This window comes from Sphingomicrobium arenosum, assembly GCF_026157085.1.
Classification (GTDB): domain Bacteria; phylum Pseudomonadota; class Alphaproteobacteria; order Sphingomonadales; family Sphingomonadaceae; genus Sphingomicrobium; species Sphingomicrobium arenosum.
Genome location: NZ_JANPVN010000001.1, coordinates 1,725,369 through 1,749,789 on the forward strand (window position 1 = coordinate 1,725,369; position 24,421 = coordinate 1,749,789).

A 24,421-nucleotide genomic window follows, 5' to 3' on the forward strand; every position below is an offset into this window, starting at 1 on the left:
GGCCCCGCGCTTTCGCCACCTTCCTCACCGTCGGGCGCCCGACAGATGGCGCCCTCAACTGGGGGAAGCATCATGACCGAAACGATCGTCACCTCGAACGACACCGCAGCAGCGCCGACCACGCCCTGGCACCTGTGGGTCGTCGGCATCCTCAGCCTCTTGTGGAACGGCTTTGGCGGCTACGACTATGTCATGAGCCAGACGCGCAACATGGAATATCTTGGCGGCATGGCGCCCAGCCCCGAGGCCGCGCGCGAACTCGTCGCCATGCTCGAGGCCTTTCCCGCATGGATGGAATTCTTCTGGGCATTGGGCGTCTGGGGCGCGATCGCCGGTTCGGTGCTGCTGTTGATGCGCAACCGCTTCGCCGTCCACGCCTTCGCCGTCTCGCTTCTCGGCATGGTCGTCGGCATGGTCTATCAGATGACCATGACCAATGCGCCCGAATGGACCACCGAGGGCGCGCTCGCCATCTTCCCCTGGGTCATCATGCTGATCGGCGTGCTGCTGCTCGCCTACGCCATCTCGATGCGCCGCAAGGGCTGGCTGCGCTAGGCGCCGCCCACCGTCAATGAAGCGAAGGGGACGCCCGCAAGGCCGTCCCCTTCTTCATCTTCGCTATCCCGGCGCGCCCGGCGTCCTGGCATGCATCTCGAGGAACGCCTGCCGGCTTGTCGGCCCATAGCTCCTGAAGCTCGGGTTGCGCGCCTGCGCATAGGCCTCGCGCCGCGCGTCGAACTTGCCCTTGGCCAGCTTGGCCGGATCGAAACCATAGACCCGCGAGGCATTCAATCCGAAGATCTTGCGCTTGGCCTCGTCGGTCAGCGCCGGATAGCCGTAGCGCTCCTGGAATTCCTCCGAAATCTCGAAGGCGCGGAAGGCTTGAATCTGGTCCTGCGGGCTACCGAACCACAGGCTATCGGTCCCCCACAGGATGCGATCCTCGCCGAAATATTTGAGCAATTTGCCGATATAATGGGCCGCCTGCATCGGCTGGCCCATCAGGATCTTCCACGTCGCCCCCATCTCGGCATAGAGATTGCCCTCGTTGCGCTTGAAGCCCGCCTGCTGGTGGCTGCGGACCAGGCGATCGACGCCATTGGGCTGGGCCTCGTTATAGGGCCCCTCGGGCACGCCCGGCTGGAAGCCCGAATGATAGGTGAGGAAGGTGAAATCAGGGTTCGCCCGCGCCGCCGGCCCCATGTCGCGCGGCGTCGCCATGGCGGGGTCCTGCCGGAACAGCGAGATGCCCTTGTGCACCGCGACCGTCTTCACACCGAGGCTCCGCGCCTTGTCGAAAAACGCCTCGGCGAACGGGCTGTCGTCGAGCATATAACCGCCCTGGCTCATCCCATATTGCGGATAGAGCTTCCACGCATTGACGCCATGCACCTTGGCCTTGGCGTCCATCGCCTCGATCTCGCCCGGCTCGTTGGCCAGCACCCCGCCATGGATGAGGCAGCGATGCGCATCGCCGTCGATCGTGTCGATGATGTCGCGCGCCTCGGCGGCATAGGCCGTCGGCGTCGGGCTCGTCTCGTCGGTGCCCCACAGGGCGCTGATCACGCCCGCATCGGTGTCGCTGTCGAGGAAGACCTCCTTGGCCAGCGTCTCGGCCGAGTAGCAGTCGAAGTTCGCATCGCATTTCAGCCGCTGCGGAAAAGCATCGTTCAAGGCCGACAGCCACAGGTCGCTGTCGGGCCCTTCCATCCAGCCCCCGCTCGGCTCGACGCAATGCATCTGCACGTCGCAGATGAACTCGTCCCCGCTGAGCGTCGCGTCCGCCGCTGCCTCATCGAGCGCGGCATCCTTTTCCAGCTTGAAGCGTCCGCCCTCCTCGCCATGCACCGTGTTGCACGCGCTCAGCACCCCTGCCGCGCCCATGGTCGAGGCAAGGAACGCCCGGCGGCTCGTGTTCAGCCTCGCGCTGTGGATGTCCGCCGTCTCATGCGCCAGCGCATTGACCGCGCGCTGCTGCCGGCTCGGCGGAATCGGCGAAAACTCCCCGTTCGACGCCCCGTCGAACCGCACCGGCAGCCGCCGCCCTTCAGGATCGAGATCATGGTCATGCATCGCATCGCCCTCCCTGTTGTAAAGACGCGTCGGTGGATCATAGCCGACGCGGCCCTGCCACCATGGTTCGACGAACGGGCAAGAGAAAGGGGCCGATGCGCAGGGCATGCGCATCGACCCCTCTCCTGTCGCCTCAGGCGCGGCGCTTAGTAGGCGCCCGACTCCGAGACATTGGCCTCGAGCGCCTGCGCTTCGGCACGCTCCTGCGCATCGCGCGCTTCGGTGCCCGAAATCACGTCGCTCTGCGGCGCGTCGGTCGGCACGAAGTCCTCGTCGATCCGCTCGTCGAGATCGTCGGCGAAGGTCAGGCCGCAGTTGCGCTGCACGCTGTTGGTGCGAAGCGCTTCATATTCGCCCTTCAGCTGCGCATATTCGGCGTTCTGGGCCCCATTGTTACCCTTCATGAACAACAGCGCCGGGGCGAACAGCACGGCACCAACGCCCATCGCCCATTTGTCGTTGTTGTTGCGCTTCTTCAGGTTGTGATAAAGCGTGTTGGTGCGATATTCGACCGACGACATTTCGGCCGAAAGCTGCTGGCAGCTGTACGTCTCATACTTCAACGGCGACACGTAAGCCGCCGAAATCTTGTCCGGGTGCGTGGCGCAAGCCGTCAGGCTCACCGCCGCGGCGATGATCACGAAATTCTTCATTGGAAGTCCCCCCAATAACGCAAAAGCCGCTGGAAACCGTCCCAGCGCCAGCACCGCCTAAATCGCCAGTCATTTTCCGTTTAATAAGAAATAGGGTTAAGGCGTTTCATCGATACCAGGCCGCGAAAACAGGTCCTCATCCGCGACAGGCAAGGATCGCCTCTAGCTCCAAGCGAAACGACCCGTCGCGTCCATCGGCAAGGATGATTCCGATGCTGTGCGCGCTTGCCGCATCGAACGCCGCCCCTCCCAGCGCCTGCCCGAACAGCGAGGGCGACAGCGCATCGAACGGAACCGCTTCACCGGCTTCAATGGCGCCACGCCAAGCCACCCGCCGCCCACGCCAGCGCTGGTCCGACCGCAGGGTCAGTTCATAGGCCCGCCCATCGCCGCGCATCTGCACGACGACCCGGTCGGCCCCTGCAAGATCACTGGGCGACAGCGCCCGCCTGATCGAGGAAAAGCCCCCGCCATCGGTCACGATCTCGCCCGAGAAGGTCATCACCCCATCGCCATCCGACAGGCGCCCGCGCGACAGCCCGCCCATTACCCCGTCATTGACCACCTCCCAGCGCGCGCGCTCGACGGGATCGGAAAAGTCGGCGATGGTGCGGCACTCGCCAGCGGACATGGCAAGGCTCATGGCGAGGACGAACTCCATGCGGTCACTCCTTCATCCCCCCGGACATCGACCCTCCTAGCGTGTCGCCACGCCGCGCCGCCAGCCGCCCTTAAGGCCGTCCCCCCATCCTTTTCGCCCGCGTCTTGCCAAAGCGCGTCTTGCGCGTGCCCGGCCGCCCCGCGTTCGAATAGCCCACCTTGGGCGCGGCACGTTCGGCCTCGGGAATGCCGAGTTCGTCCTCCTCGAGCTTCCTGATCTCGTCGCGCAGCCGCGCCGCTTCCTCGAATTCGAGATCGGCGGCGGCCTTGCGCATTTTCTCTTCCAGCTCGCCGATATAGGCGCGCAGATTGTGCCCCGCCATCGGCGGCGCCTTGGCCTGCGGATGATCGGCGCCGCCCGCCACCGCTTCCTTGACGTCCTTCAAGAGATCCTCGACCGCGCGCTTGGTCGATTGCGGCGTGATGCCATGCTCCTTGTTATAGGCGACCTGTTTCTCGCGCCGCCGCTGCGTCTCGTTAAGCGCGCGCTCCATCGAGCCCGTCACCCGGTCGGCATAGAGGATCACCCGCCCATCGACGTTACGCGCCGCGCGCCCGATCGTCTGGATCAGCGACGTCTCGGAGCGCAGGAACCCTTCCTTGTCGGCATCCAAAATCGCGACCAGCCCGCATTCGGGAATATCGAGCCCCTCGCGCAACAGGTTGATGCCGACCAGCACGTCATAGACCCCGACGCGCAAGTCGCGGATCAGCTCGATCCTCTCCAGCGTCTCGACGTCCGAATGCATGTAACGCACCTTGAGGCCCTGCTCGTGCATATATTCGGTGAGGTCCTCGGCCATCCGCTTGGTCAGCGTCGTGACCAGCGTCCGATAACCCGCAGCCGCCACCTTGCGCGCCTCGTTGACCAGATCGTCGACCTGGTCCTCGACCGGGCGGATGTCGACTGGCGGATCGATCAGCCCCGTCGGGCGAATGACCTGCTCGGAAAAGACGCCCCCCGTCTCCTCCATCTCCCACGGCCCCGGGGTCGCAGAGACGAACATCGATTGCGGGCGCATCGCGTCCCATTCGTTGAACCTGAGCGGCCTGTTGTCGATACAGCTCGGCAGCCGGAAACCATGTTCCGCCAGCGTGATCTTTCGCCGATGGTCCCCCCGCGCCATCGCGCCGATCTGCGGCACCGTCTGGTGGCTTTCATCAACGAACAGAAGCGCATTGTCGGGCAGATATTCGAACAGGGTGGGCGGCGGCTCGCCCGGGAGCCGCCCGGTGAGGAAGCGCGAATAATTCTCGATGCCTGCGCAGCTGCCGGTCGCCGCGATCATCTCGAGGTCGAAGTTCGTCCGCTGCTCCAGCCGCTGCGCCTCGAGCAACTTGCCCTCCGCCACCAGCTCTTTGAGCCGCTCCTCCAGCTCATGCTTGATCGCATGGCGCGCCTGTTCGAGCGTCGGCCCCGGCGTCACATAGTGCGAATTGGCGTAAATCTTCACCCGGTCGAGTTTCGCCCCCGGCTTGCCCGTCAGCGGATCGAACTCGAGGATTTCCTCGATATCGTCGCCAAAGAAGCTCACCCGCCACGCCATATCCTCATAGTGCGAGGGGAAGATCTCCAGATTGTCGCCGCGCACCCGGAAGCTGCCGCGCGCGAAATTACTGTCGTTGCGCTTATACTGCAGCGCCACCAGCTTCCTGATGATCTCGCGCTGGTCGACGCTCTGGTCCTTCTTCAGCGAAAAGGTCATCGCCGAATAGGTCTCGACCGACCCGATACCGTAAAGGCAACTGACCGAGGCGACGATGATAACGTCGTCGCGCTCGAGCAGCGACCGGGTGGCCGAGTGCCGCATCCGGTCGATCGCCTCGTTCACCGAGCTTTCCTTCTCGATGTACGTATCGGTCCGCGGCACATAGGCCTCGGGCTGGTAATAGTCGTAATAGCTGACGAAATATTCGACCGCATTGTCGGGAAAGAAGCTCTTGAACTCGCCATAGAGCTGCGCGGCGAGGATCTTGTTGGGCGCGAGGATCAGCGCGGGGCGCTGCAACGTCTCGATAACCTTGGCCATGGTGAAGGTCTTGCCCGATCCCGTGACGCCGAGGAGCACCTGGCTGTTCTCGCCATGATCGCGCACGCCCTCGGTCAATTCCTTGATCGCGGTCGGCTGGTCGCCCGCCGGCTCGTAATCCGATTTCAGGACGAACTTCCTCCCGCCCTCGGCCTTCTCGGGCCGCGCCGGGCGGTGCGGTTTGAACTCGTCGCCCGTTTCGGGCTCTGCCAGCGATGTACGGATTTGGATTGCCATGGCCGCCGATATGGTCAGGATATTGTCGTTGGACAACGTGGCGGCAGCCAAAAAGGGGGCAAGCATGACCAAGCGAGTGTTTCTGGGGACCAGCCTCTTGGCCATGATGCTCACCGCGCCCGCTCAGGCGCAGGACAACAACCCCCGCCCGCTGCGCGCCGCCATCGAGGCGCAATATGAAACCAGCCTCGAGGAGATGTTCCTCGACTTTCACCGCAATCCCGAACTCTCCTTCCGCGAGAGCCGCACCGCCGCCATCATCGCCGAACAGCTGCGCGACGTTGGCGCCGAGGTCACCGAGGGCGTCGGCCAGACCGGCGTCGTCGGGCTGCTGCGCAACGGCGAGGGGCCGACGATCCTCGTGCGCGCCGACATGGACGGCCTGCCGGTCGAGGAGGATAGCGGCCTTGCCTATGCCTCGACCGCGCGCCAGGTCGATCTGGACGGCGTCGACAAGCCCGTCATGCACGCCTGCGGCCACGACACCCATATTACCGCGCTGATCGGTGCCGCGCGCCAGCTCGCCGCGATGAAGGACCGATGGTCGGGCACCGTCATGTTCATCGCCCAGCCCGCCGAGGAGCGGATCGGCGGCGCCAAGGCGATGATGGAGGATGGGCTCTACGACCGCTTCGGCACCCCCGATTACGCCATCGCCTTCCATACCAGCGCCAGCGAACCCGTCGGGCGCCTGATCATGGCGCCGGGCCTCAGCGCTTCCTCCTCCGACTCGGTCGACATCACCATCCATGGCGTCGGCGCGCATGGCGCCGCCCCGCACAAGGGGGTCGATCCCATCGTCATGGGCGCACAGATCATCATGTCGCTGCAGACCCTCGTCAGCCGCACCCTCTCCCCCTTGGAGGCAGGCGTCGTCACCGTCGGCAGCTTCCATTCGGGCTTCAAGCACAACATCATTTCCGACCGCGCCGAGCTCCAGCTCACCGTGCGCTCGAACGACAATGAGGTTCGCGAGAAACTGCTCGACGGTATCCGCCGCATCGCCGCCAGCGTCGGACAGATGAACGGCCTGCCCGAAGACCAGTGGCCCGAGGTCCGCGTCGGCTTCGAGAGCACGCCCGTCACGATCAACGACGACGCGCTCGCCGCGCGCCTCACCCCCGCCTTCCGCGCCCATTTCGGCGAGGACACGCTCCAGACCTTCGAGGAGCAGGACGGCATGGGGGCCGAGGACTTCGCCTATTTCGTCGCCCCCAACACCGAGGTGCCCGGCATGTACATGGTCGTGGGCGGCACCCCGCGCGATGCATGGGAAGCCGCCGAGGCCGGCACCGGCCCCGCCATCCCCTCGCACCATTCGCCCTTCTTCAAGGTCGACCCGCGCGGCTCGATCCTGCTCGGCACCGAGGCGATGGTGATGGGCGTCCTCACCCTGCTCGGCCCTGATGCGGAGACCGCTCGATGACCGATCCCGATCCCGCTGAAGTCGCTGCCATCCGCCGCCTTGAAAGCGCCGACCTGTGGGGCCATCCCAAGGGCGTCTATTTCCTCGCCGCCACCGAGGCGTGGGAGCGCTTTTCTTTCTACGGCATGCGCACGCTGCTCATCCTCTACATGGTGCAGGAACTGCTCTTGCCCGGTCATGTCGAGAATGTCGCGGGCATGGACTGGTTCAGGCCCTTCATCGAGAGCATCTTCGGCACCCTGTCCGACCAGGCCTTCGCCTCCCAACTGTTCGGCCTCTACGCGGGCTTCGTCTATTTCACCCCGCTGATCGGCGGCTGGCTCGCCGACCGCTGGCTCGGCGCCAAGACAACCGTGATGATCGGCATCGCGCTGATGGGCGCGGGCCATATCCTCATGGTGTGGGAGGAAAGCTTCCTCCTCGCCCTCCTTTTCCTCGTCCTCGGCTCGGGCGCGTTGAAGGGCAATGTCGCCGCCCAGGTCGGCCACCTCTATCCGCAGCGCGACGAGGCCCGCCGCTCCAAGGGCTTCACCATCTTCTCCACCGGCATCAACATCGGCGCCATCATCGGCCCGCTGGTGTGCGGCTGGCTCGCCCAGCGCTACGGCTGGCACGCGGGTTTCGGCACGGCGGGCGGCGTCATGGCGCTCGCCGGGATCGCCTATATCCTTGGCCTGCCCCACTTCGCCGAGGATCGCATCCACCGCAGCGGCGACGGCACCCCCGCGCTCAGCACCAGCGAGCGCACGACGCTCGGCTTCGTCCTCCTCATCCTCGCGATCGCCCTCTTCTGGTCGCTCGCCTTCGACCAGATGTTTAACGTCGGCCTCCTCTGGGTCGCCGAAGGCGTGGCGCTCGACACCTCTTTCGGCACCGTGCCCGTCCCCTGGTTCGGCTCGGAGGACAGCTTCGCCTCGGTCGTCGTCGTCCCCATCCTGCTGGGCCTGTGGTCGTCCCGCGAAAAGCGCGGCCGCCCGGTCGGCGACTTCGAGAAGATCGCCACCGGCTCGGTCATCATGGCGCTGTCGATCGGCACGCTCGGCCTCGGCGCGGCGCTTGCAGGCGATGACGGCAAGGCCTCAATCCTTTTTCCCCTCATCGCCTTCTTCCTCTCGGGCACCAGCTTCATGTACGTCTGGCCGACGATGCTCGCGATGGTGTCGCGCCGCGCCCCCCGCGCCATCAATGCGCGGATGATGGCGGCGGCCTATCTCGTCGCCTTCGTCTCCAACATCGTCGCCGGTTTCCTCGCCCGCTTCTACGAGCCGCTCGGCCCCGCGGGCTTCTTTGCGATGATGGCGGTCATCTCGCTCACCGGCGCGCTGCTGGTCTTCCTCTTCGGACGCCGCATCGACCGACGCCTCGACGCGCTCGACGAGGAACAGGCCGCCGCCGCCGCTCAGCCCGCATTCAGCCCCGCCGCGCCATAACCATTACCCATGCGTACCCTACCCCTCCTTGCCGCCGCCGCGCTCGCCGCGCCGCTCGCTGCCGCCGCGCCCACGCCCCAGCCGGGCCTGTGGACGGTCGAGGCGCGCGTCGTCTCGGTCGACAGCCAGAACGTCCCCGCGCTCGTGCGCCGCATGGTCGAGGGCCGGGTCGAAACCTATGAACGCTGCCTCACGCCCGCGCAGGCCCGCGGCCAGTTCGAACGCCTCCTCGTCCAGGAAGAAGCCCGCTGCTCGTTCAGCGAGGCGCGCTTTGCGGGCGGCGCAATGCGCGTGAAGGGCCGCTGCACTTCCGACAAGGGCGACATGACGCTCGACCTGTCGGGCACCCATTCGGGCACCGGCTTTCGCGCCACCAACAAGATGACGCTCACGGGCCGCCTCGGCACCGTCGACGTCACCGCCGCCCATGTCGGCACCCGCAAGGGCCGCTGCTAGCGCGGCGATGCCCGCCTGCGACCTTTCGTCTGCCGCCTGCTGGCTGTGCGAACGCCCGCTCGGCGCCCGCGTCGAACAGCATCACCCCGTGCCCAAGTCGCGCGGTGGCAAGGAAACGCGCCCCGTCCACCCCATCTGCCACCGCTCGCTCCATGCCGCGCTCGACAATAAGGCGCTCGCGTTGATCGGCGACGACGCCCCCGCCCTGCGCGCGCATCCCGCCCTCGCCGCCTTCCTCGGCTGGATCGCAGGCAAGGACCCCGATTTCCACGCCCCCACGCGCCGCCCCGCCAGCCGCCGCCGCTAGGGAAAGCCGCCATCCGCCGCGCGCCCCCTTGCCAAGCGGCCCCGCCCCGTCCAACCTGCCTCTCCAATCACGGGGAGACCAGTCCATGCGTCACACGGCCCTTTTCACCCTTGTCCTCGTCGGCGGCCTCGCGGCCTGCGGCGGCAATGACGGCGAGGTGCGCGACACCGACGGCGACGGCAAGATTTCGGCCGAGGAGGTCGAGGCCCAGCTCGGCGACGCCATGACCGAGGGCAGCTTCATGAGCGCCGGCGAATGGCAGAGCCGCATCACCATCGAGGATGTGAAGATGCCCGGCATGACCGACGACATGGCCGCCATGATGCAGGACATGATGGGCAATCGCACCTTCTCCACCTGCCTCACGCCCGAGGACGTCGAACAGCCCGACGAACGCTTCTTCGCGGGCGAGGATAACGACTGCGCCTATGACCGCTTCTCGCTGAAGGGCGGCAAGATCGATGCGCAGATGACCTGCAACATGGACGGCGTCACCCAGGTCATGGAGATGACCGGCCAATATGGCGAGGACGCCTACGATCTCACCATGCGCGCCACGTCCGAGGACCAGGGCGGCATGACCATGACGATGAACGTCAGCGCCGAACGGGTCGGCGACTGCACCGGCGAGGCGGCGTGAAGCCACCCGCCAACCGACGGATCCAACAGGAGGGGACCATCATGAAAGCACGCATTCTCGCCACCAGCGCCCTCGCGCTCGGCCTCGTCGCCTGCGGCGGCGACGCCGCGCCCGAGGAAGAGGCCGCCGCGCCGGTCGACGCCATGCTCCCGGGCAATTTCGAGATCACCAGCGAAGTCACCGCGCTCAATTCCACCGACGGCACCGATCCCGCGACCAGCGCCGAGATGGGCAGCAAGACCACCGCCAACATCTGCGTCGGCGAGGACGGGCTGCTCCCCGCCGCCGCCTTCGGCGAGGATGGCGATGATTGCACCATCGAGAACCCCTATGTGCGCCGCGGCCGCATCAAGCAGGATCTCGTCTGCCAGCGCGAAGGCCAGGGCGGCCAGATCCGCGTCAACGTCGACGCCGAATTCACCGAGGAAGGCGTCGATGGCACCGTCTCGACCATCACCTATTTCTCGGGCGAGGGCGATTATTCGATGACCCGCACCCTCTCGGGCCGCCGCACCGGCGACTGCACCGAGGCCGAGGCCGATGCCGACCTCGAGGCCGAGGTCGCCGAATAAGCCGACGGTCGTGACAAGAAAGGGCGGCGCCTCCACCCGGAGACGCCGCCCTTCTTTTTTGCCTGAACCGGCCCTAGCGCAGCGGCTGCGTCACCAGTCGTCCGTTCTGCGGCTGGATCGAACGCGCGCTCGGCCCCAGCGCCGCTTCCATCGCCGCGATTTGCTCCGCGCTCGCCGTCAGCGGCACGTCGGCGACGTGCCAGTTGACGCCTTCCGAGCATGGCGGCGTCGTCAGCGAGCCCATGTAGCGATAGACGTGCAATTCCTCGGGCACCAAGGCACCGAGCTCGAGGCTCAGCCCCGCGCCCGACCCGCGCGCCACGCCATCGACGATCTTCTGCAACTCAGGGTTGGCCGGCCCTTCAGCGAACATCACGCCGAGCACGCCCAGCTTGCCATCGTCGGTCGCATGGACGAAATGCGCCACCAGCGGATAACGCGCTCCGTCGAAGGCATGTTCGGCGGGCGTGTGGAAATGCACCTGGAGGAGGTTGAGGCCGAGCTCGTGGCTCATCATCCCGAAACCCTGCCCGGGCGTGAAATCGACCTGTACCTTCTCCTCGCTCACCGCCATCGCGCCATTGGCGGTGCCGAAGTTGAGGTCCACCTTCACATGCGCCAGCGTATTCGCGCCGCCAAGGTCGATCGGCGACTGCATCATGCCCGCGTCGCACTGCGCATAATCGGTGCTGATCTGGCTCCAGCGCTCGGGGCTCACCCCGTCACCGAAATTCCAATCCTTGTCCTGCGCCATCGCCGGCGCGGCCATCATCGTGCAGGCGGCAAGCGCGCCCATGAACCTGATCGTCATACTTTGGTCTCCTGTTGAATGTTTGCATAGTCACGCCCCCCGGCGTCCGGTTCGGCTGGCCATTCGGGCTCGGGTTCGCCGTGGGTCTTCAACAGCGAATAGATGATACCCGCCGCGATCAGCCCGAAGGTCACCCCGAGGCTGATCCACGCCGGGATCTTGCCGCCGTCCATGAGGAAATCGGCGACGAAGATCTTGGACCCGATAAAGACCAGCACGGCGGCCAGCGCATATTTGAGATAATGGAAACGGTGGATCATCGCGGCGAGCGCGAAATAGAGCGCGCGCAAGCCCAGGATCGCGAAGATGTTGCTCGTATAGACGATGAACGTATCGGTCGTGATCGCGAAGATCGCCGGCACGCTGTCCAGCGCGAAGACGAGATCGGCAATGTTGATGACGACAAGCGCCAGCAACAGCGGCGTCGCCGCGCGCACCATCCGCCCCGTCTCCTCGTCCTTGACCTTCACGAGGAAGCGCTGCCCGTGCAGCTCCTTGGTGACCGGCATATGGGTCGAGATGAAGCGCACCACCGGATTGTTGGCGATGTCGGGCGCCTCGTCGCCCGCGAAGAACATTTTCACCCCCGTCACGATCAGGAAGGCGGCGAAGAGGTAGAGCACCCAATAGGCCTGGCTGAGCAGCGCCGCCCCGCCCGCGATCATCAGGCCGCGCAGCACGATCACCGCCATGATGCCCCACAACAGCGCGCGATACTGATATTTTCGGGGGATCGCGAAATAGCTGAAGATCAGGCTGATCACGAAGACATTGTCGATGGAAAGCGCCTTCTCGATGAAGAAGCCGGTGTAATATTCCATGCCGGCCTGCGCGCCGCGCGCCGTCCATACCCACGCGCCAAACAATATCGCCACGCCGATGTAGAACGCGCTGAGCTTGAGGCTTTCGCCGATGCCGAGCTCGCGATCTTCCTTGTGCAGCACACCGAGGTCGAACGCCGTCAGCACGATGACGATGAGCAGGAAGGCAGCCCAGAACCAGGCCGGGGTCCCGAGCCAGTCGGTCAAGAAGAATTCAACCATGCGCCGGGGCCTTTTTGCCTGCCGCGTCCTCGTCGGTGACGACCGCTTCCGGAAGGCTCGCCTTCAACAGCAGATAGCCCGCGACCGCCGCCACCAGCGAGCCCGACAGCACGCCCAGTTTCACCTGGTTGACCAGCGCCGCATCGGCAAAGGCGAGATTGCCGATGAACAGGCTCATCGTGAAGCCGATCGCGGCGAGCAGGCTCATCGCGTGCAGCTGGCGCCAGCTGAGCCCTTCGGGCAATTGCGTCATCCCGCTCTTCACCGCCAGCCAGCCGAAGCCGAAAATGCCGATCTGCTTGCCCAGCAGCAGCCCCAGCGCGATCCCGAGCGGCAGCGGGGCGACAAGATCGCTCAACGAGATGCCCGCAAGGCTCACCCCCGCATTGGCAAAACCGAAGAGGGGGATGATGAGGAAGGCGACATAATAATGGAGCGCATGCTCCATGCGGACGAGCGGTTCCTGCCCCCGCGCAGCCAGCGGTACCGTCATCGCGGCGGCCACGCCGGCGAGCGTCGCATGCACGCCGGACTTCAGCACGAAGACCCACAGGACGATGCTCAGCACGACATAGGGCCAGCTGTCGGCGACCCGCGCGCGGTTGAGCGCGATCAGGGCGCCCAGCGTGATGGCGGCACCGATCAGCATGTCGCTTGCCACGCTGTCGGTATAGAAAAGCGCGATCACCGCGATGGCACCGATATCGTCGATCACCGCGACCGCGAGCAACAAGGCTTTCAACGCCACCGGCACCCGGCTGCCCAAGAGCGCGAGCACGCCCAGCGCAAAGGCGATGTCGGTCGCCGCCGGGATCGCCCCGCCGCGCAGCGCCTGCGCATCGCCCCAGTTGATCGCGGCGAAAATGATCGCGGGCAGCGCCATGCCGCCCACCGCCATGATCAGCGGCAGGCTGGCCTTGCGCCAACTCGACAGCTGGCCGGTCAGTACTTCGCGCTTCACCTCGAGGCCGACGAGGAAAAAGAAGACCGCCATCAACCCGTCATTGATCCACAACAGCAACGGCTTGTCCATCACCGCGCCACCGATCCCGGCGACGACGGGCAGGGCCAGCCAATCGCGGTAAAGCGGGGCGAGCGGCGAATTGGCGACCACCACTGCCAGCGCGGCGGCAACCATCAACAGGATGCCGCCCGCGCTTTCTTTTTGCAGGAAGTCGCGCAGCGCCGGCGCGATGGTTGTGATCATGAATTTTTCCCTGTTGTGCGGTTCAATCGCGGGCGGGAGTGAAAGTTCACTCCCGCCCGCGAGAAAATGGTCCGCCGAGGCACCCGCAGATGCCCCGGCGGTGGCGCCGCTCGTTTAGCGCGACGTTTCGGAGCGCAATCCAAGATGCAGTCGGTACAGCATGTCCTTGGCGCGCAATTTCATTTTCTTGAGCTTCGAGATGGCCACCCCGTCGGGCACCTTGCGGCGCTGCTCGGCACGCAGATGCGCGTCGATCTTCTGGTGGATCTCGGTCAATCGATACATTCGGGCCGTCATCATCTTCTCCATTACGAGACGAAAAATGATCGAAAGAACCGATGCGCCGGGATGCGCCTATGGGGAGGGGAAGGAGAGGGGGCCCATCCTGACGCATCGGAATCTTCCGATACGGTCCGACATCACGCGCCCTTCCCGCTCGGGGGTCGGTCGAGGGCGCGCCAGAGGGGCCCGGTCCGTGGGTCTAAAATGGGTGGGCGCCCGAAAAGTTCAAGCGAATTGCGCCGTCATGGACCAAAAGATGTAGTCGCCTCTTGGCCTACCGCTCGAATGCCGCCCACATGTCCTCGGCCATGCGCCACTTCCCGTCCGCGCCCTTTTCCCAGACGATCAGGTAGCGCCCGCCCCAGCTCGCCTCCTCGCCCGATTCCACCCGCCGCGTCGTGCCGCGGTAGATGCCACGGTCGATCGCGATAGCGGGGCCACGCAATTCGAGCGCATCGGACACGGTTTCATGCGCGACCACCGCCACGGCCTCGTTGGGCTGCCAGAAGCGCGCGAGCGCCTCGCGCCCGACGAGCGGGTCGCGCCCGCCCGCCATCGCCACGCCGTCCAGCGTATAGAGATCGAGCAGCGCCTCCACGTCGCCCGCGACATAGGCTGCCGAAAAGGCCCGCGCCGCTGCCGCGATGGCCGCGCATTCCTGCGCCGCCTCCATATCTTCGCCGACACAGCCTACCGGCGCGGCCGGCGCGGGAGCGGGCGTGGCCGGATGGGCGGCAGCGAAAAGGGCGGCGGCGAGGGCAAAAGGCGTCACGACAAGTTCTCCTTGGAGCATGGTTTGACTGCTTCATGCCCGCCGCGTCCTCACGCCTCCACCTTTCTTCGACCAATGCATGGGCGGCTCCGTCGAAGGGGCGCCATCGGCGACTCATTTCGGGACAAAATCATCCACAGATTTTTTGGGGCGCGAAAAAGCCCGGAAGCCAGCCATTTGGTTGTTCAATTCGGATTAAACCGCGGCGCGGTCGAAAAAATGACTCTTGCGTTAAGCAGGCGGCTCGGACACTATCCCTTGTGTTGACCAACGGCACGCCCCGCAACATCTAGCGATTGGGGCCGGGAATCCCTATTTCCGGCATGGGGCGAGTTGTGGGTAGCGGGGATCATGGGGATAAGTCGCTGAACTGACTCTCTTTTGTCCTCTCGCGGCTTCCAACAGGGGGTTGGAACCGATATGAACGAAACAGGAACATCGGACCAGCCGAGTCGGTCCATGTCCGCTAAGGGGCCTTAGGGAGAAGATCATGGATCTCGCATCGAGCAGCGAAGTGAATGCCGACGACGTCACCGTCTCGGATTCGAAGAAGGTTCACGAGCGCCGTTTCCAGATCGAGACCGATCCCGCGCGCGATGCCAAGCTGACCGAGTTCGGCAAGGAAACGCTGCGCGATCGCTATCTCCTGCCCGGCGAGAGCTACCAGGACCTGTTCGCGCGCGTCGCCTCGGCCTATGCCGACGACCAGAAGCACGCCCAGCGCCTCTATGACGCTATCTCGAACCTCTGGTTCATGCCCGCCACCCCCGTTCTCTCGAACGGCGGCACCGGTCGCGGCCTGCCGATCAGCTGCTACTTGAACTCGGTCTCCGACAGCCTCGACGGCATTGTCGGCACGTGGAACGAGAATGTCTGGCTCGCCTCCAAGGGCGGCGGCATCGGCACCTATTGGGGCTCGGTCCGCGGCATCGGCGAACCCGTCGGCCTCAACGGCAAGACCTCGGGCATCATCCCCTTCGTGCGCGTGATGGACAGCCTCACCCTCGCCATTTCGCAGGGCTCGCTGCGCCGCGGCTCGGCCGCCTGCTACATCGACATCCACCACCCGGAAATCGAGGAATTCCTCGAGATCCGCAAACCCTCGGGCGACTTCAACCGCAAGGCATTGAACCTCCACCACGGCGTTCTCATCACCGACGAGTTCATGGAAGCGGTGCGCGACGGCGAGGAATTCGAGTTGAAGAGCCCGCGTGACGGCACCGTGCGCGGCAAGGTCAACGCCCGCAGCCTGTTCCAGAAGCTGGTCGAGACCCGTCTCGCCACGGGCGAACCCTATATCGTCTTCGCCGACACGGTGAACGACAACATGCCCAAGCATCATCGCGACCTCGGCCTTAAGGTTTCGACCTCCAACCTGTGCAGCGAGATCACTCTGCCTACCGGCCGCGATCACCTCGGCGCCGACCGCACTGCGGTCTGCTGCCTCTCCAGCCTCAACCTCGAGACCTGGGACGAATGGAACGGCAACCACCGTTTCATCGAGGACGTCATGCGCTTCCTCGACAACGTCCTTTCGGACTATATCGCCCGCGCCCCCGACGAGATGGCGCGCGCCAAATATAGCGCCGAGCGCGAGCGTTCGGTCGGCCTCGGCGTCATGGGCTTCCACAGCTTCCTCCAGGCCCGCGGCCTCCCCTTCGAGGGCGCCATGGCCAAGAGCTGGAACAACAAGATCTTCAAGCACATCCGCGCCCAGGCCGACGAAGCCTCGATGATGCTCGCCAAGGAACGCGGCCCCTGCCCCGATGCCGCCGACATGGGCGCCATGGAGCGTTTCTCGTGCAAGATGGCGATCGCCCCGACCGCGTCGATCAGCATCATCTGCGGCGGCACCAGCGCCTGCATCGAGCCCATCCCGGCCAACATCTACACCCACAAGACCTTGTCGGGCAGCTGGTCGGTCAAGAACCCGCACCTCGAAAAGCTCCTCACCGAAAAGTCCAAGAACTCGGACCAGGTGTGGAATTCGATCCTCGAGAAGGGCGGCAGCGTCCAGCACCTCGACTTCCTCTCGGACGACGAGAAGGCGACCTTCAAGACGAGCTTCGAGATCGACCAGCGCTGGCTCCTCGAGCTCGCCGGCGACCGCGCCCCGATGATCGACCAGGCGCAGAGCCTCAACCTCTTCATCCCCGCCGACGTCGACAAGTGGGACCTCTTGATGCTCCACTTCCGCGCCTGGGAGCTCGGCATCAAGTCGCTCTATTACCTGCGCTCCAAGTCCGTGCAGCGCGCCGGCTTCGCCGGGGGCGTCGAGGCCGACAACACCCCCGAGGCCGCCAAATACGAGCTGCCCAGCACCGACTATGACGAATGCCTGGCCTGCCAGTAGGCGCGTGATCACGCTGCCCGCACGCCCGACAGAAGAATAAGGAAGAGAACCATGTCCCTCCTCGAAGCCCGCAAGACCTACAAGCCCTTCGAATATCCCTGGGCCTACGACTTCTGGAAACGCCAGCAGCAGGTCCACTGGATGCCCGAAGAGGTGCCGCTGGGCGAGGATTGCCGCGACTGGGCGCAAAAGCTCACCGAGCATGAGCGCAACCTGCTCACCCAGATCTTCCGCTTCTTCACCCAGGCCGACGTCGAGGTGCAGGACTGCTACCACGAAAAATACGGCCGCGTGTTCAAGCCGACCGAAGTGAAGATGATGCTCGCCGCCTTCTCCAACATGGAGACGATCCACATCGCGGCCTATTCGCATCTCCTCGACACCATCGGCATGCCCGAGAGCGAATATAGCGCCTTCCTCCAGTATAAGGAGATGGCCGACAAGCACGACTATATGAACCAGTTCGGCGTCGAGAGCGACGAGGACATCGCCAAGACTCTCGCCATGTTCGGCGCCTTCACCGAGGGCCTCCAGCTGTTCGCCAGCTTCGCCATGCTGATGAACTTCCCGCGCTTCAACAAGATGAAGGGCATGGGCCAGATCGTCAGCTGGTCGGTGCGCGATGAAAGCCTCCACTGCGAGGGCATCATCCGCATGTTCCACGAATTCGTGAAGGAACGCGACTGCCTCACGCAGAGCGTCAAGGACGACATCGTCGACTGCTGCCAGAAGGTCGTGCGCCTCGAGGACGCCTTCATCGACCTCGCCTTCGAAATGGGCCCGGTCGAAGGCATGACTGCCAAGGACATCAAGAAGTACATCCGCTACATCGCCGACTGGCGGCTGGGTCAGCTCGGCTTCAAGCCCATCTACATGGTCGAGGAACACCCGCTTCCCTGGCTCGCGCCGCTCCTCAACGGCGTCGAACACGCCAACTTCTTCGAAACCCGCGCCACCGAATATTCGAAAGGCGCGACCCGCGGCGACTGGAAGGACGTGTGGGAGAATTTCGACACGCGGCAGAAGGCGAAGGCCGGCAAGGCCGAGAATGCGGCCGACGAGGGTGCGGGGCTGTTTGAGGGGGCTAAGTAGCCGTGGTCAAAATCGCGAGCCTCTATAACCACAAAGGTGGCGTTTCTAAAACAACGACGACGTTCAATCTTGCGCATAAGCTCCATGCGCGAGGCCATCGCGTCCTAGTCGTCGACGCCGACCCTCAGTGCAATCTTACAGAACTAATGCTTGCACAGCAAATAAGCAGCCTCGATGAGCTTTCTGAGCAAACCGGTGAAGAGCAAGAGCTGCCTGGAACAACTTTGCTAGAGGCTTTGAAGCCGCGAATCGAAGGCACCTCTTCGGAAGTAGACCTCGAAAAAGTTGAGCTTTTGCACATCACCGAAGGCCTCAGCCTTCTCCGCGGGGATGTTGCATTAAGCGATATAGAAGACTCGCTTTCCGAAGCGCATAGTCAAAGATTCTCTGATAAGATCCATGAAAAGAGAACATACGTTGCCATTGGCGACTTCTTGCACCGCATCGCAGAAGCGGAGAATATTGATTTCATTTTGATTGATGTCGGACCCAGCTCGGGAGCTATCACTAGGGCATGCTTCTTGGCTTGCGACGCTTTTTTCGTGCCAACCGTTCCTGATCGATTTAACGTACAAGCGCTTGGAACACTATCGACCATTTTTGATAGATGGCTCCGTGAGCATAGCCAAATCGTAGAAGATTTTAGGACATTAGGCCTCCCCGTTCGTGACGGTAAGCCAAAGTTTCTTGGCATTATTGTTCAGAACTTTAAGCGCCTTAGTGGCGAACCCAAGAAGGGTTATAAGTTTTGGATTAACAAACTTCCTGCACGATTCGCGAACAAGCTCCTTCCAGTGCTGAAGAAACATTCGGCGGAGGGTCGGGACTTATCAAATGGGTTCGATGATGAAAGTTGTGTTGTCGCACGAATCCCCGATTTCGTGAGTCTAGCTCCTTTGATGCAAGAATTAGGAAAACCTGTCTTTGCTATCGAACAGGCGGATTCCAAAGCTATCGGCCCGCAGTGGCAGGGAAATGTTTGGAAAGACAAGGTCGAACGGATGGAGGAGTTCAGCGTAGAGTTCGACAAGCTGGCCGCCTTGTTGGAAGAAGCGTAATTGCTAGAATATTATTTTGTCTCGTTCATAGACATTCTCGGATTTTCCGAGATGGTTCGAAAAGACTGCCATTCGGGAAGTGATGGTCCGAGATATCTTCCGCTGATCACCGAGACACTTAAAGAGGCACGTGCGCTAAAGACCGCAGACGCGGTTTCTATTAAGCAATTTTCTGACTCAATCATTATCTCGCAGAAATTTAGCCAAACCCCAGAGGACTTTTCAGCCTTCTGTAACCTCGTTGGCCAAGTACAAGCGCGATTCCTATTCAGAGGAATTATGTGCAGAGGCGGCGTCGCGTTCGGAAAGCACAGCGAGGAAGATGATATCATTTTTAGCCAAGCGCTCGTCGTGGCGTACGGTATCGAATCTAAGATATCTCAGAATCCTAGGATATTGGTCTCAAACGAGCTTGCCGAATTATTCAATCTTAATACGACCGGCTTCTGCCGCGATAAAGATGGCATGTATTTCGTAGATTTTTCGTCGCATTTCGAAGCTACCAATATACGCGCTGTGGTGGATCATGTTCTTACTGAATCGCCACTATACAACCATGTGGCAGCGTCGAAGTCTCGCTGGCTTGTCGATTACCTAGGAAAAGTTTTTCCTGATGAAGTGGGCGGACTGGCAGCGGAGATTGAATTCTTCGCGTAAGATTACGATTCTTCTCTTTCTGGCAAAATGCAGCCGCTCGGCGGCTTATCGACTCACCTCACCCCATTGCGCGCAACGCCGCGCCCCTCTCGCCCATTGGTCCGTCAACGAAACGAACCATAGAGGAGCGATCATCATGGCCGACAATATCTGGTGCACCCCCCACGCCGACGGCTGGCAGGTCAAGCGCGCGGGCGGGGAACGCGCCTCCAGCCTCCACGAGACGCAGGCCGAGGCCTGGGACGAAGCCCGCCGCATGGGCCGCGCCGACAAGGTCGAGGTCTTTCTTCAGGGCGAAGACGGCCAGATCCGCGAACGCCACAGCTACGGCAACGACCCCGAACGCTTCCCGGGCTAAGACAAAAGACTGGCAGGGCGCGCTAGAGGCCCGACGCCTCCGCCTCGGCATCCTGCGAAATGGCCGCCGGCGACACTTTCGCTACGCTGTCTCGATCGCGATCGACCCGAGGTGCGCGCGCCTGCCACGCTTTCAGATGCTGGCCGATGTCGTTGTAGAAATCGGCCACCGCAGCCTCTAGCGCGTCGATGAAGGGTTTTTGCGACCCGAAGCGGGCGCCGACGTCGGTCACCTCGATCACATCGAAGCCCCAGCATTGCATCTTGCCTTTGCCCTCGTCGATCAGCGCGGGGTCATTGCGCCACGTCTCGACCGTCTCCTGCGTTGCAGGCGAGGTCGTCGGCCACTTGCACCGCACGTGTACGTCATCGACACCTTTCTCGGGCAATTGCTTCATCAACCAGTTGAGCCGCGCCGTGTTGCGCACCCGGTCGCCCGGCGCCGCCAGCGACATCGACACCTGGATATTGCGCGTCAGCAAATCGGCGACGACGTCGATGTCCGCCGCCGCGTCGGGCACCACTAACGTGACCGCGAGCTGGTGATCCTCGAGGATGCCGCGCACATCGTCCTCGAACCGCTTGGCGGGATCGCTCGCTGCTGCCCGGCTCAATCGCTGCGTCACCTCGCATTTGAGCTGGCGTGACAGGATGAGGCACAGGTCGCGGCACTCCTGCTGCCACGCCTCGGCGGCTTCCTCGACCGCGCCGCTACGCGTCAACCGCCCGCCAGCTTGCACGTTTTGCACCAGCGACGTCCAACTCGACGGCATCCGGTCGAACCCACGCACCCCCGCGCTCTCATGCGTGATAAACCGCTTGAACTCACTCAGCAGCAGCGCCTGATCCTCATCGACCACCTCGCCATTCTCGGTCAGCAGTTCTGCTTCGGTAAGGATGTGCATCCACGACCAATGATATAGCTCGACCCCCTTGGTAGAACCGATATCCTTGGCGATCGGATGATGCTGCGGAAAGGCGCTGAACTGGTTCGAGATGGTGATGACCGCGTCGATCTTGTTCTTCTTGGCAAGCTGGAGGTAGCGCTTCACCTGTTCGGCGGTCAGCTCGGATTTGCCGACTTTTGCTTCGACCAGCGCGGTCCACTTGCGCCGCCCTGTATCGAGCACGATCAGCCCGTCAGGGCGGCCCAGGTCAGGCTCGCGCGGCCCGCAATCGAACGTGATCTCTGTCCAGGTGCCGATCCGCGACGTTTTGCCCGCGCGTTGGCCGACACTGCTCAAGAGCCGCGTGCCGAACTCGCGCACCGCGGTCATCGTTGCGAGGAAAATGGATGTCGTCCGCCCCTCCTTCGAGGTCTCGGACAGGATCGGAAACAGGCGCGCGCGCTCGCCTGACTTGACACACTCGGGCTTCATCACTTCCCCCAACTATTCCTTACCGAGCCGGAACAGTCTTCCCGATCAAGCTGGCAAAGTAAACTGGGTTAGTCATCGCTGTCCTACACGCGCCCTGTCTGTCATGGTGCGCATATGCCCGATCGCGCCCTCGTCCCGACGCTTCGCGACAGGCTCGATGCGGCCCCTCTCGGGCACCCCCCGACCCACCGTCAACTTTCTCAACTTGCAGAGGGGAAAACGTCCTACAGCCTACCGCCCCGCAACGCCCTCCGCCGCGCGCAACTCGTTCCATTCGGCCAGCCGCGTCGGCCCCTCGTGCCGCCCGCCCGCAAAGCCCCACCACAGCCCCAGCAGCATCGCCGCCGCGACCACCACGATCACCGCCCAGGCCAGCCGGTCGCCCGCCTCGCGCGGGCCCGGCGGCGGGCGCCAGCCCTCGCGCTCCAGCTGCCGCATCGCCTCGTCGCGCGCATGCTCGCCGATCCAGTCCCACAACGCCCCACCGGGCCCGATTTGCTCTTGTCGTGCCATGGGTGCATGGTTGACCACCAAGGTTCACGAGCCCTTGGCAAACAGGGTTAAGGCGAATGCAGCCGCGCCTGTCCGCTCGGGACACACGCCGATGCTGCCAATGGCCATGGTTAACGCGGCGCGGTGCGGCACCGTCTATTCTATTTACCGCGCGTTAAACGGAGTGAATTAAACGCAGAATTGAACCCAGCCATGACCGTTCGCTTCCGGGGGGAAAAGCGCCATGTCCATGTCGACCTATATGCTCATCATTCTCGTCATCGGCCCGATGTTGCTCGCACTCGCCGACCTGTTCGGGCTCCTGCCGCGCCGCCAGCGCCGCCGCGGTCCCGAGGCCAACGACAACCACCCGCGCGTCCGCTTCGCCCTGCCCTTTCGCCAGCGCCGCTAGCGCTCGATCGGATCCCCCGGCCGCGGCGCCTTTCGCCGGGCGTCATAGGCATCGACAAAGGCCTTGGCCTCCTTCAGCCCGCAGCCGGTGTCGATCCGCACCGTGCGGATCGCCCCGATCGTCTCGCCGCGCCGCAGCTGCTCCTCCATCGTCCGGCGCGCCGCCGGCGTGATGTCGCCGGGAATGCGCGCCGGCGCCGTCCGGTCCACCCCGGCAGGGTCGCCCGCCACCATGCTGCGCCGCCCGAGGTAGAAACCCAGCACCACGCTCGCCAGCATCAGGAAAATCGTCTTCAACATCGCCCGCCCCTTCAGCCCCTGCTTGCTGCGGAGTCTAGCGGGGATGCGCTCACGCCGCCAGCGCGCCCGTCCGCCCGAGCCCCTGCCGCTTGCCCGCCTGCCAGCCGAGCCAGCTCGACGCCGCACCGATCGCGAAGCCAATGCCGATCATGGTCGCGGTCGGCACCAGCGCCAACGCGCGCACCAGCCCGCCGCCAAAACCGCTCCCCACGCCCGCACCGTAATAGAGAGCAGCCATCAACAGCATCTGCGCACCGATGAACCCCGCGGCGACGAGGAAGGCGTTGGAGCGAGCGCGGGCCCGCCACCACAGCGCCAGCGCCAGCAGGACCATCAGCGCATCGCTGACAAGGATGCCGACCATCGCCTGGCCGACATGCTGCGGCCCCTCGATGAGGAACCCCGGCACGTGCAGGTTGAGCGCGCGTCCTGCCGGGCTCTCGAACAGGATCATCGGCGTGCCGAGCATATAGGCCGCATGCGACCACACCTTCCGCCGCTGGCTGAGCGCACGATAGTAGAGCGTGACATAGGCCGCCGCGGCGATGCCGAGTCCGAACAGGAAGGCGGGGCCGTAGGTCGGCAGGAGGAAACCTTCGCCCGCGTCATAGGCCTTGGCATTGATCGCCTCGACCGCGAACAGCCCGGCGATGAGGAAAGGGAAAAGCGTCAGGCTCGCCTTGCCCGCCATGCGATGCCAGCCCCACGACTTGCGATGCGCGGTCCAGCTCTGCGTCGCCACGAGGATCACCCACAGGCTCGACACGAGGCCATGGAAATGATGCTCCCAGCGCGCACTCGAAGCGACCGACCAATAGCTCGGCCAAAAACCGATGAGGATCACTCCCATGCAGGCCAGCACTCACCAATGCGCGTGACGATAAGGCATGATGTCCCCCTTCATCCAATCAGGACAAGGGTTAATATAAGTTGTCTTTAGTGGCGAGGCCCGGTGCCTTGATCGTCATGCTCGATCGGGCCGATCAGGCCGAAATCCTCTTCGAGCGGCGGATGGCCAAGCGCGGGCCAGTCGACAGCCTCTTCGGGCACCTTCGTGTCGGGCAAGCGGTCCAAGAGGTCGCGGATCAGCGTCAGTCGGCCCTGCTTCTGATCGTTGAAATCGACCACCGTCCACGGCGCATGGTCGCGATGCGTCTTGGCGAACATCGCCTCGCGCGCGGCGGTATAGTCGGCATAACGCGTGCGCGCGGCGACATCGATCGGCGACAGCTTCCAGCGCTTCAACGGGTCGGCGAGCCGCTCGGCAAAGCGCTCCTCCTGCTTCTCTTGGCTGGCCGACAGCCAATATTTGAACAGGCGGATACCGTCCTCGACGAGCATCTTCTCGAAGCGTGGGACGGCGTCGAGGAAGGCATCGACCTGTTCCTCGCTGGCAAAGCCCATCACCCGCTCGACCCCGGCGCGATTGTACCAGCTGCGGTCGAACAGCACGATCTCGCCGGCGCTGGGAAGGTGCGCGACGTAGCGCTGGAAATACCATTGGCTGCGCTCGTCCTCCGACGGCTTGCCGAGCGCGACGACACGGCACTGGCGCGGATTGATGTGACGGCTGATGGCGCGGATCGTGCCGCCCTTGCCCGCCGTGTCGCGCCCCTCGAGCAGCACGACGATGCGCTCGCCCGTGGCGGCGGCCCAATGCGCCATCTGCACGAGCTCATGCTCGAGCGGTTCGAGCGCGCGGCGATACTCCTTCCCCTTCATC

27 protein-coding genes are annotated in these 24,421 nt (G+C 63.9%); 13 read left to right on the top strand and 14 right to left on the bottom strand.

Going from position 1 to position 24,421, the window contains the following annotated elements; genetic code table 11:
• The first annotated feature begins 72 nt into the window (after positions 1-72).
• Complete coding sequence (locus NUW51_RS08715) at positions 73-555, top strand: hypothetical protein (protein ID WP_265587132.1); 483 nt, start codon at positions 73-75, stop codon at positions 553-555.
• Between the two features lie 63 nt (positions 556-618).
• On the opposite strand, the gene NUW51_RS08720 is transcribed toward NUW51_RS08715, so the two are convergent.
• The 4 genes from NUW51_RS08720 to uvrB all read right to left on the bottom strand — a co-directional run bounded on the left by NUW51_RS08720 (position 619) and on the right by uvrB (position 5,653).
• Positions 619-2,073: an amidohydrolase family protein gene (locus tag NUW51_RS08720; RefSeq protein ID WP_265587133.1), complete on the bottom strand. Its 1,455-nt coding sequence runs from the start codon at positions 2,071-2,073 to the stop codon at positions 619-621.
• Between the two features lie 146 nt (positions 2,074-2,219).
• On the bottom strand, positions 2,220-2,726 hold the full coding sequence (locus NUW51_RS08725; RefSeq protein ID WP_265587134.1) for a hypothetical protein: 507 nt from the start codon (positions 2,724-2,726) through the stop codon (positions 2,220-2,222).
• 136 nt (positions 2,727-2,862) lie between these two features.
• Positions 2,863-3,387, bottom strand: coding sequence for a CIA30 family protein (locus tag NUW51_RS08730; RefSeq protein WP_265587135.1), 525 nt, complete (start codon positions 3,385-3,387; stop codon positions 2,863-2,865).
• A 70-nt stretch (positions 3,388-3,457) separates the two neighbouring features.
• Positions 3,458-5,653 carry an excinuclease ABC subunit UvrB gene (uvrB, locus tag NUW51_RS08735; protein WP_265587136.1) on the bottom strand — a complete coding sequence of 732 codons (2,196 nt, stop codon included), beginning with the start codon at positions 5,651-5,653 and terminating at the stop codon, positions 3,458-3,460.
• Between the two features lie 64 nt (positions 5,654-5,717).
• On the opposite strand from uvrB, the gene NUW51_RS08740 reads away from it, so the two are divergent.
• The 6 genes from NUW51_RS08740 to NUW51_RS08765 all read left to right on the top strand — a co-directional run bounded on the left by NUW51_RS08740 (position 5,718) and on the right by NUW51_RS08765 (position 10,484).
• Entirely contained in the window at positions 5,718-7,079 is a 1,362-nt protein-coding gene (locus NUW51_RS08740; protein WP_265587137.1) for an amidohydrolase, read from the top strand.
• The gene (locus tag NUW51_RS08745; protein WP_265587138.1) at positions 7,076-8,509 is read left to right on the top strand and encodes a peptide MFS transporter; all 1,434 of its coding nucleotides are present in this window, start codon (positions 7,076-7,078) and stop codon (positions 8,507-8,509) included. The genes NUW51_RS08740 and NUW51_RS08745 overlap by 4 nt, the downstream gene beginning before the upstream one ends.
• Before the next feature lie 9 nt (positions 8,510-8,518).
• On the top strand, positions 8,519-8,965 hold the full coding sequence (locus tag NUW51_RS08750; protein WP_265587139.1) for a DUF3617 domain-containing protein: 447 nt from the start codon (positions 8,519-8,521) through the stop codon (positions 8,963-8,965).
• A 7-nt stretch (positions 8,966-8,972) separates the two neighbouring features.
• On the top strand, positions 8,973-9,272 hold the full coding sequence (locus tag NUW51_RS08755) for an HNH endonuclease (protein WP_265587140.1): 300 nt from the start codon (positions 8,973-8,975) through the stop codon (positions 9,270-9,272).
• An 85-nt stretch (positions 9,273-9,357) separates the two neighbouring features.
• A complete protein-coding gene (locus NUW51_RS08760; protein ID WP_265587141.1) occupies positions 9,358-9,912 on the top strand; it encodes a DUF3617 domain-containing protein in 555 nt (184 codons plus the stop codon).
• A 41-nt stretch (positions 9,913-9,953) separates the two neighbouring features.
• Entirely contained in the window at positions 9,954-10,484 is a 531-nt protein-coding gene (locus tag NUW51_RS08765) for a DUF3617 domain-containing protein (protein WP_265587142.1), read from the top strand.
• Positions 10,485-10,557: 73 nt separating this feature from the next.
• Here NUW51_RS08765 and NUW51_RS08770 read toward each other — a convergent pair whose 3' ends face one another.
• The 5 genes from NUW51_RS08770 to NUW51_RS08790 form a co-directional block, all read right to left on the bottom strand.
• On the bottom strand, positions 10,558-11,295 hold the full coding sequence (locus NUW51_RS08770) for a carbonic anhydrase (protein ID WP_265587143.1): 738 nt from the start codon (positions 11,293-11,295) through the stop codon (positions 10,558-10,560).
• Positions 11,292-12,338 carry a TerC family protein gene (locus NUW51_RS08775; protein ID WP_265587144.1) on the bottom strand — a complete coding sequence of 349 codons (1,047 nt, stop codon included), beginning with the start codon at positions 12,336-12,338 and terminating at the stop codon, positions 11,292-11,294. Before NUW51_RS08775 ends, NUW51_RS08770 begins: the two co-directional genes overlap by 4 nt.
• Positions 12,331-13,545 carry a Na+/H+ antiporter NhaA gene (gene nhaA / locus NUW51_RS08780; RefSeq protein WP_265587145.1) on the bottom strand — a complete coding sequence of 405 codons (1,215 nt, stop codon included), beginning with the start codon at positions 13,543-13,545 and terminating at the stop codon, positions 12,331-12,333. Before nhaA ends, NUW51_RS08775 begins: the two co-directional genes overlap by 8 nt.
• Before the next feature lie 114 nt (positions 13,546-13,659).
• Positions 13,660-13,845, bottom strand: a complete 186-nt coding sequence (locus NUW51_RS08785) for a DUF465 domain-containing protein (protein ID WP_265587146.1) — start codon at positions 13,843-13,845, stop codon at positions 13,660-13,662.
• A gap of 256 nt (positions 13,846-14,101) precedes the next feature.
• Positions 14,102-14,599: a YybH family protein gene (locus NUW51_RS08790; protein WP_265587147.1), complete on the bottom strand. Its 498-nt coding sequence runs from the start codon at positions 14,597-14,599 to the stop codon at positions 14,102-14,104.
• Between the two features lie 490 nt (positions 14,600-15,089).
• Between NUW51_RS08790 and NUW51_RS08795 the strand changes: the two genes are divergently transcribed.
• From NUW51_RS08795 to NUW51_RS08815, 5 genes are all read left to right on the top strand, one after another.
• The gene (locus NUW51_RS08795; protein ID WP_265587148.1) at positions 15,090-16,952 is read left to right on the top strand and encodes a ribonucleoside-diphosphate reductase subunit alpha; all 1,863 of its coding nucleotides are present in this window, start codon (positions 15,090-15,092) and stop codon (positions 16,950-16,952) included.
• A gap of 51 nt (positions 16,953-17,003) precedes the next feature.
• Complete coding sequence (locus NUW51_RS08800; protein WP_265587149.1) at positions 17,004-18,044, top strand: ribonucleotide-diphosphate reductase subunit beta; 1,041 nt, start codon at positions 17,004-17,006, stop codon at positions 18,042-18,044.
• 2 nt (positions 18,045-18,046) lie between these two features.
• On the top strand, positions 18,047-19,102 hold the full coding sequence (locus NUW51_RS08805; protein ID WP_265587150.1) for a ParA family protein: 1,056 nt from the start codon (positions 18,047-18,049) through the stop codon (positions 19,100-19,102).
• Complete coding sequence (locus NUW51_RS08810) at positions 19,103-19,759, top strand: hypothetical protein (protein WP_265587151.1); 657 nt, start codon at positions 19,103-19,105, stop codon at positions 19,757-19,759.
• A gap of 136 nt (positions 19,760-19,895) precedes the next feature.
• Positions 19,896-20,117 carry a DUF2188 domain-containing protein gene (locus NUW51_RS08815; RefSeq protein ID WP_265587152.1) on the top strand — a complete coding sequence of 74 codons (222 nt, stop codon included), beginning with the start codon at positions 19,896-19,898 and terminating at the stop codon, positions 20,115-20,117.
• Between the two features lie 22 nt (positions 20,118-20,139).
• Here NUW51_RS08815 and NUW51_RS08820 read toward each other — a convergent pair whose 3' ends face one another.
• Together NUW51_RS08820 and NUW51_RS08825 are read right to left on the bottom strand one after the other, a co-directional pair.
• Entirely contained in the window at positions 20,140-21,495 is a 1,356-nt protein-coding gene (locus tag NUW51_RS08820; protein WP_265587153.1) for a hypothetical protein, read from the bottom strand.
• Between the two features lie 231 nt (positions 21,496-21,726).
• Positions 21,727-22,008: a hypothetical protein gene (locus NUW51_RS08825; protein ID WP_265587154.1), complete on the bottom strand. Its 282-nt coding sequence runs from the start codon at positions 22,006-22,008 to the stop codon at positions 21,727-21,729.
• A 223-nt stretch (positions 22,009-22,231) separates the two neighbouring features.
• On the opposite strand from NUW51_RS08825, the gene NUW51_RS08830 reads away from it, so the two are divergent.
• On the top strand, positions 22,232-22,399 hold the full coding sequence (locus tag NUW51_RS08830; RefSeq protein WP_265587155.1) for a hypothetical protein: 168 nt from the start codon (positions 22,232-22,234) through the stop codon (positions 22,397-22,399).
• Here NUW51_RS08830 and NUW51_RS08835 read toward each other — a convergent pair.
• From NUW51_RS08835 to ppk2, 3 genes are all read right to left on the bottom strand, one after another.
• Positions 22,396-22,698, bottom strand: a complete 303-nt coding sequence (locus NUW51_RS08835; protein WP_265587156.1) for a ribosomal L7/L12 family protein — start codon at positions 22,696-22,698, stop codon at positions 22,396-22,398. The two genes, NUW51_RS08830 and NUW51_RS08835, sit on opposite strands and share 4 nt — an antisense overlap.
• Before the next feature lie 49 nt (positions 22,699-22,747).
• Positions 22,748-23,548, bottom strand: coding sequence for a hypothetical protein (locus NUW51_RS08840; RefSeq protein WP_265587157.1), 801 nt, complete (start codon positions 23,546-23,548; stop codon positions 22,748-22,750).
• An 86-nt stretch (positions 23,549-23,634) separates the two neighbouring features.
• Positions 23,635-24,420 carry a polyphosphate kinase 2 gene (gene ppk2 / locus NUW51_RS08845; protein ID WP_265587158.1) on the bottom strand — a complete coding sequence of 262 codons (786 nt, stop codon included), beginning with the start codon at positions 24,418-24,420 and terminating at the stop codon, positions 23,635-23,637.
• Position 24,421: the final 1 nt, after the last annotated feature.

What these genes read in the sequence shown, in the direction of transcription:
- NUW51_RS08715 (WP_265587132.1), top strand. Translation starts at nt 73, where the DNA reads ATGACCGAAACGATCGTCACCTCGAACGACACCGCAGCAGCGCCGACC.
- NUW51_RS08720 (WP_265587133.1), bottom strand. Translation starts at nt 2,073, where the DNA reads ATGCATGACCATGATCTCGATCCTGAAGGGCGGCGGCTGCCGGTGCGG.
- NUW51_RS08725 (WP_265587134.1), bottom strand. Translation starts at nt 2,726, where the DNA reads ATGAAGAATTTCGTGATCATCGCCGCGGCGGTGAGCCTGACGGCTTGC.
- NUW51_RS08730 (WP_265587135.1), bottom strand. Translation starts at nt 3,387, where the DNA reads ATGGAGTTCGTCCTCGCCATGAGCCTTGCCATGTCCGCTGGCGAGTGC.
- uvrB (WP_265587136.1), bottom strand. Translation starts at nt 5,653, where the DNA reads ATGGCAATCCAAATCCGTACATCGCTGGCAGAGCCCGAAACGGGCGAC.
- NUW51_RS08740 (WP_265587137.1), top strand. Translation starts at nt 5,718, where the DNA reads ATGACCAAGCGAGTGTTTCTGGGGACCAGCCTCTTGGCCATGATGCTC.
- NUW51_RS08745 (WP_265587138.1), top strand. Translation starts at nt 7,076, where the DNA reads ATGACCGATCCCGATCCCGCTGAAGTCGCTGCCATCCGCCGCCTTGAA.
- NUW51_RS08750 (WP_265587139.1), top strand. Translation starts at nt 8,519, where the DNA reads ATGCGTACCCTACCCCTCCTTGCCGCCGCCGCGCTCGCCGCGCCGCTC.
- NUW51_RS08755 (WP_265587140.1), top strand. Translation starts at nt 8,973, where the DNA reads ATGCCCGCCTGCGACCTTTCGTCTGCCGCCTGCTGGCTGTGCGAACGC.
- NUW51_RS08760 (WP_265587141.1), top strand. Translation starts at nt 9,358, where the DNA reads ATGCGTCACACGGCCCTTTTCACCCTTGTCCTCGTCGGCGGCCTCGCG.
- NUW51_RS08765 (WP_265587142.1), top strand. Translation starts at nt 9,954, where the DNA reads ATGAAAGCACGCATTCTCGCCACCAGCGCCCTCGCGCTCGGCCTCGTC.
- NUW51_RS08770 (WP_265587143.1), bottom strand. Translation starts at nt 11,295, where the DNA reads ATGACGATCAGGTTCATGGGCGCGCTTGCCGCCTGCACGATGATGGCC.
- NUW51_RS08775 (WP_265587144.1), bottom strand. Translation starts at nt 12,338, where the DNA reads ATGGTTGAATTCTTCTTGACCGACTGGCTCGGGACCCCGGCCTGGTTC.
- nhaA (WP_265587145.1), bottom strand. Translation starts at nt 13,545, where the DNA reads ATGATCACAACCATCGCGCCGGCGCTGCGCGACTTCCTGCAAAAAGAA.
- NUW51_RS08785 (WP_265587146.1), bottom strand. Translation starts at nt 13,845, where the DNA reads ATGATGACGGCCCGAATGTATCGATTGACCGAGATCCACCAGAAGATC.
- NUW51_RS08795 (WP_265587148.1), top strand. Translation starts at nt 15,090, where the DNA reads ATGGATCTCGCATCGAGCAGCGAAGTGAATGCCGACGACGTCACCGTC.
- NUW51_RS08800 (WP_265587149.1), top strand. Translation starts at nt 17,004, where the DNA reads ATGTCCCTCCTCGAAGCCCGCAAGACCTACAAGCCCTTCGAATATCCC.
- NUW51_RS08815 (WP_265587152.1), top strand. Translation starts at nt 19,896, where the DNA reads ATGGCCGACAATATCTGGTGCACCCCCCACGCCGACGGCTGGCAGGTC.
- NUW51_RS08820 (WP_265587153.1), bottom strand. Translation starts at nt 21,495, where the DNA reads ATGAAGCCCGAGTGTGTCAAGTCAGGCGAGCGCGCGCGCCTGTTTCCG.
- NUW51_RS08825 (WP_265587154.1), bottom strand. Translation starts at nt 22,008, where the DNA reads ATGGCACGACAAGAGCAAATCGGGCCCGGTGGGGCGTTGTGGGACTGG.
- NUW51_RS08830 (WP_265587155.1), top strand. Translation starts at nt 22,232, where the DNA reads ATGTCCATGTCGACCTATATGCTCATCATTCTCGTCATCGGCCCGATG.
- NUW51_RS08835 (WP_265587156.1), bottom strand. Translation starts at nt 22,698, where the DNA reads ATGTTGAAGACGATTTTCCTGATGCTGGCGAGCGTGGTGCTGGGTTTC.
- NUW51_RS08840 (WP_265587157.1), bottom strand. Translation starts at nt 23,548, where the DNA reads ATGGGAGTGATCCTCATCGGTTTTTGGCCGAGCTATTGGTCGGTCGCT.
- ppk2 (WP_265587158.1), bottom strand. Translation starts at nt 24,420, where the DNA reads ATGAAGGGGAAGGAGTATCGCCGCGCGCTCGAACCGCTCGAGCATGAG.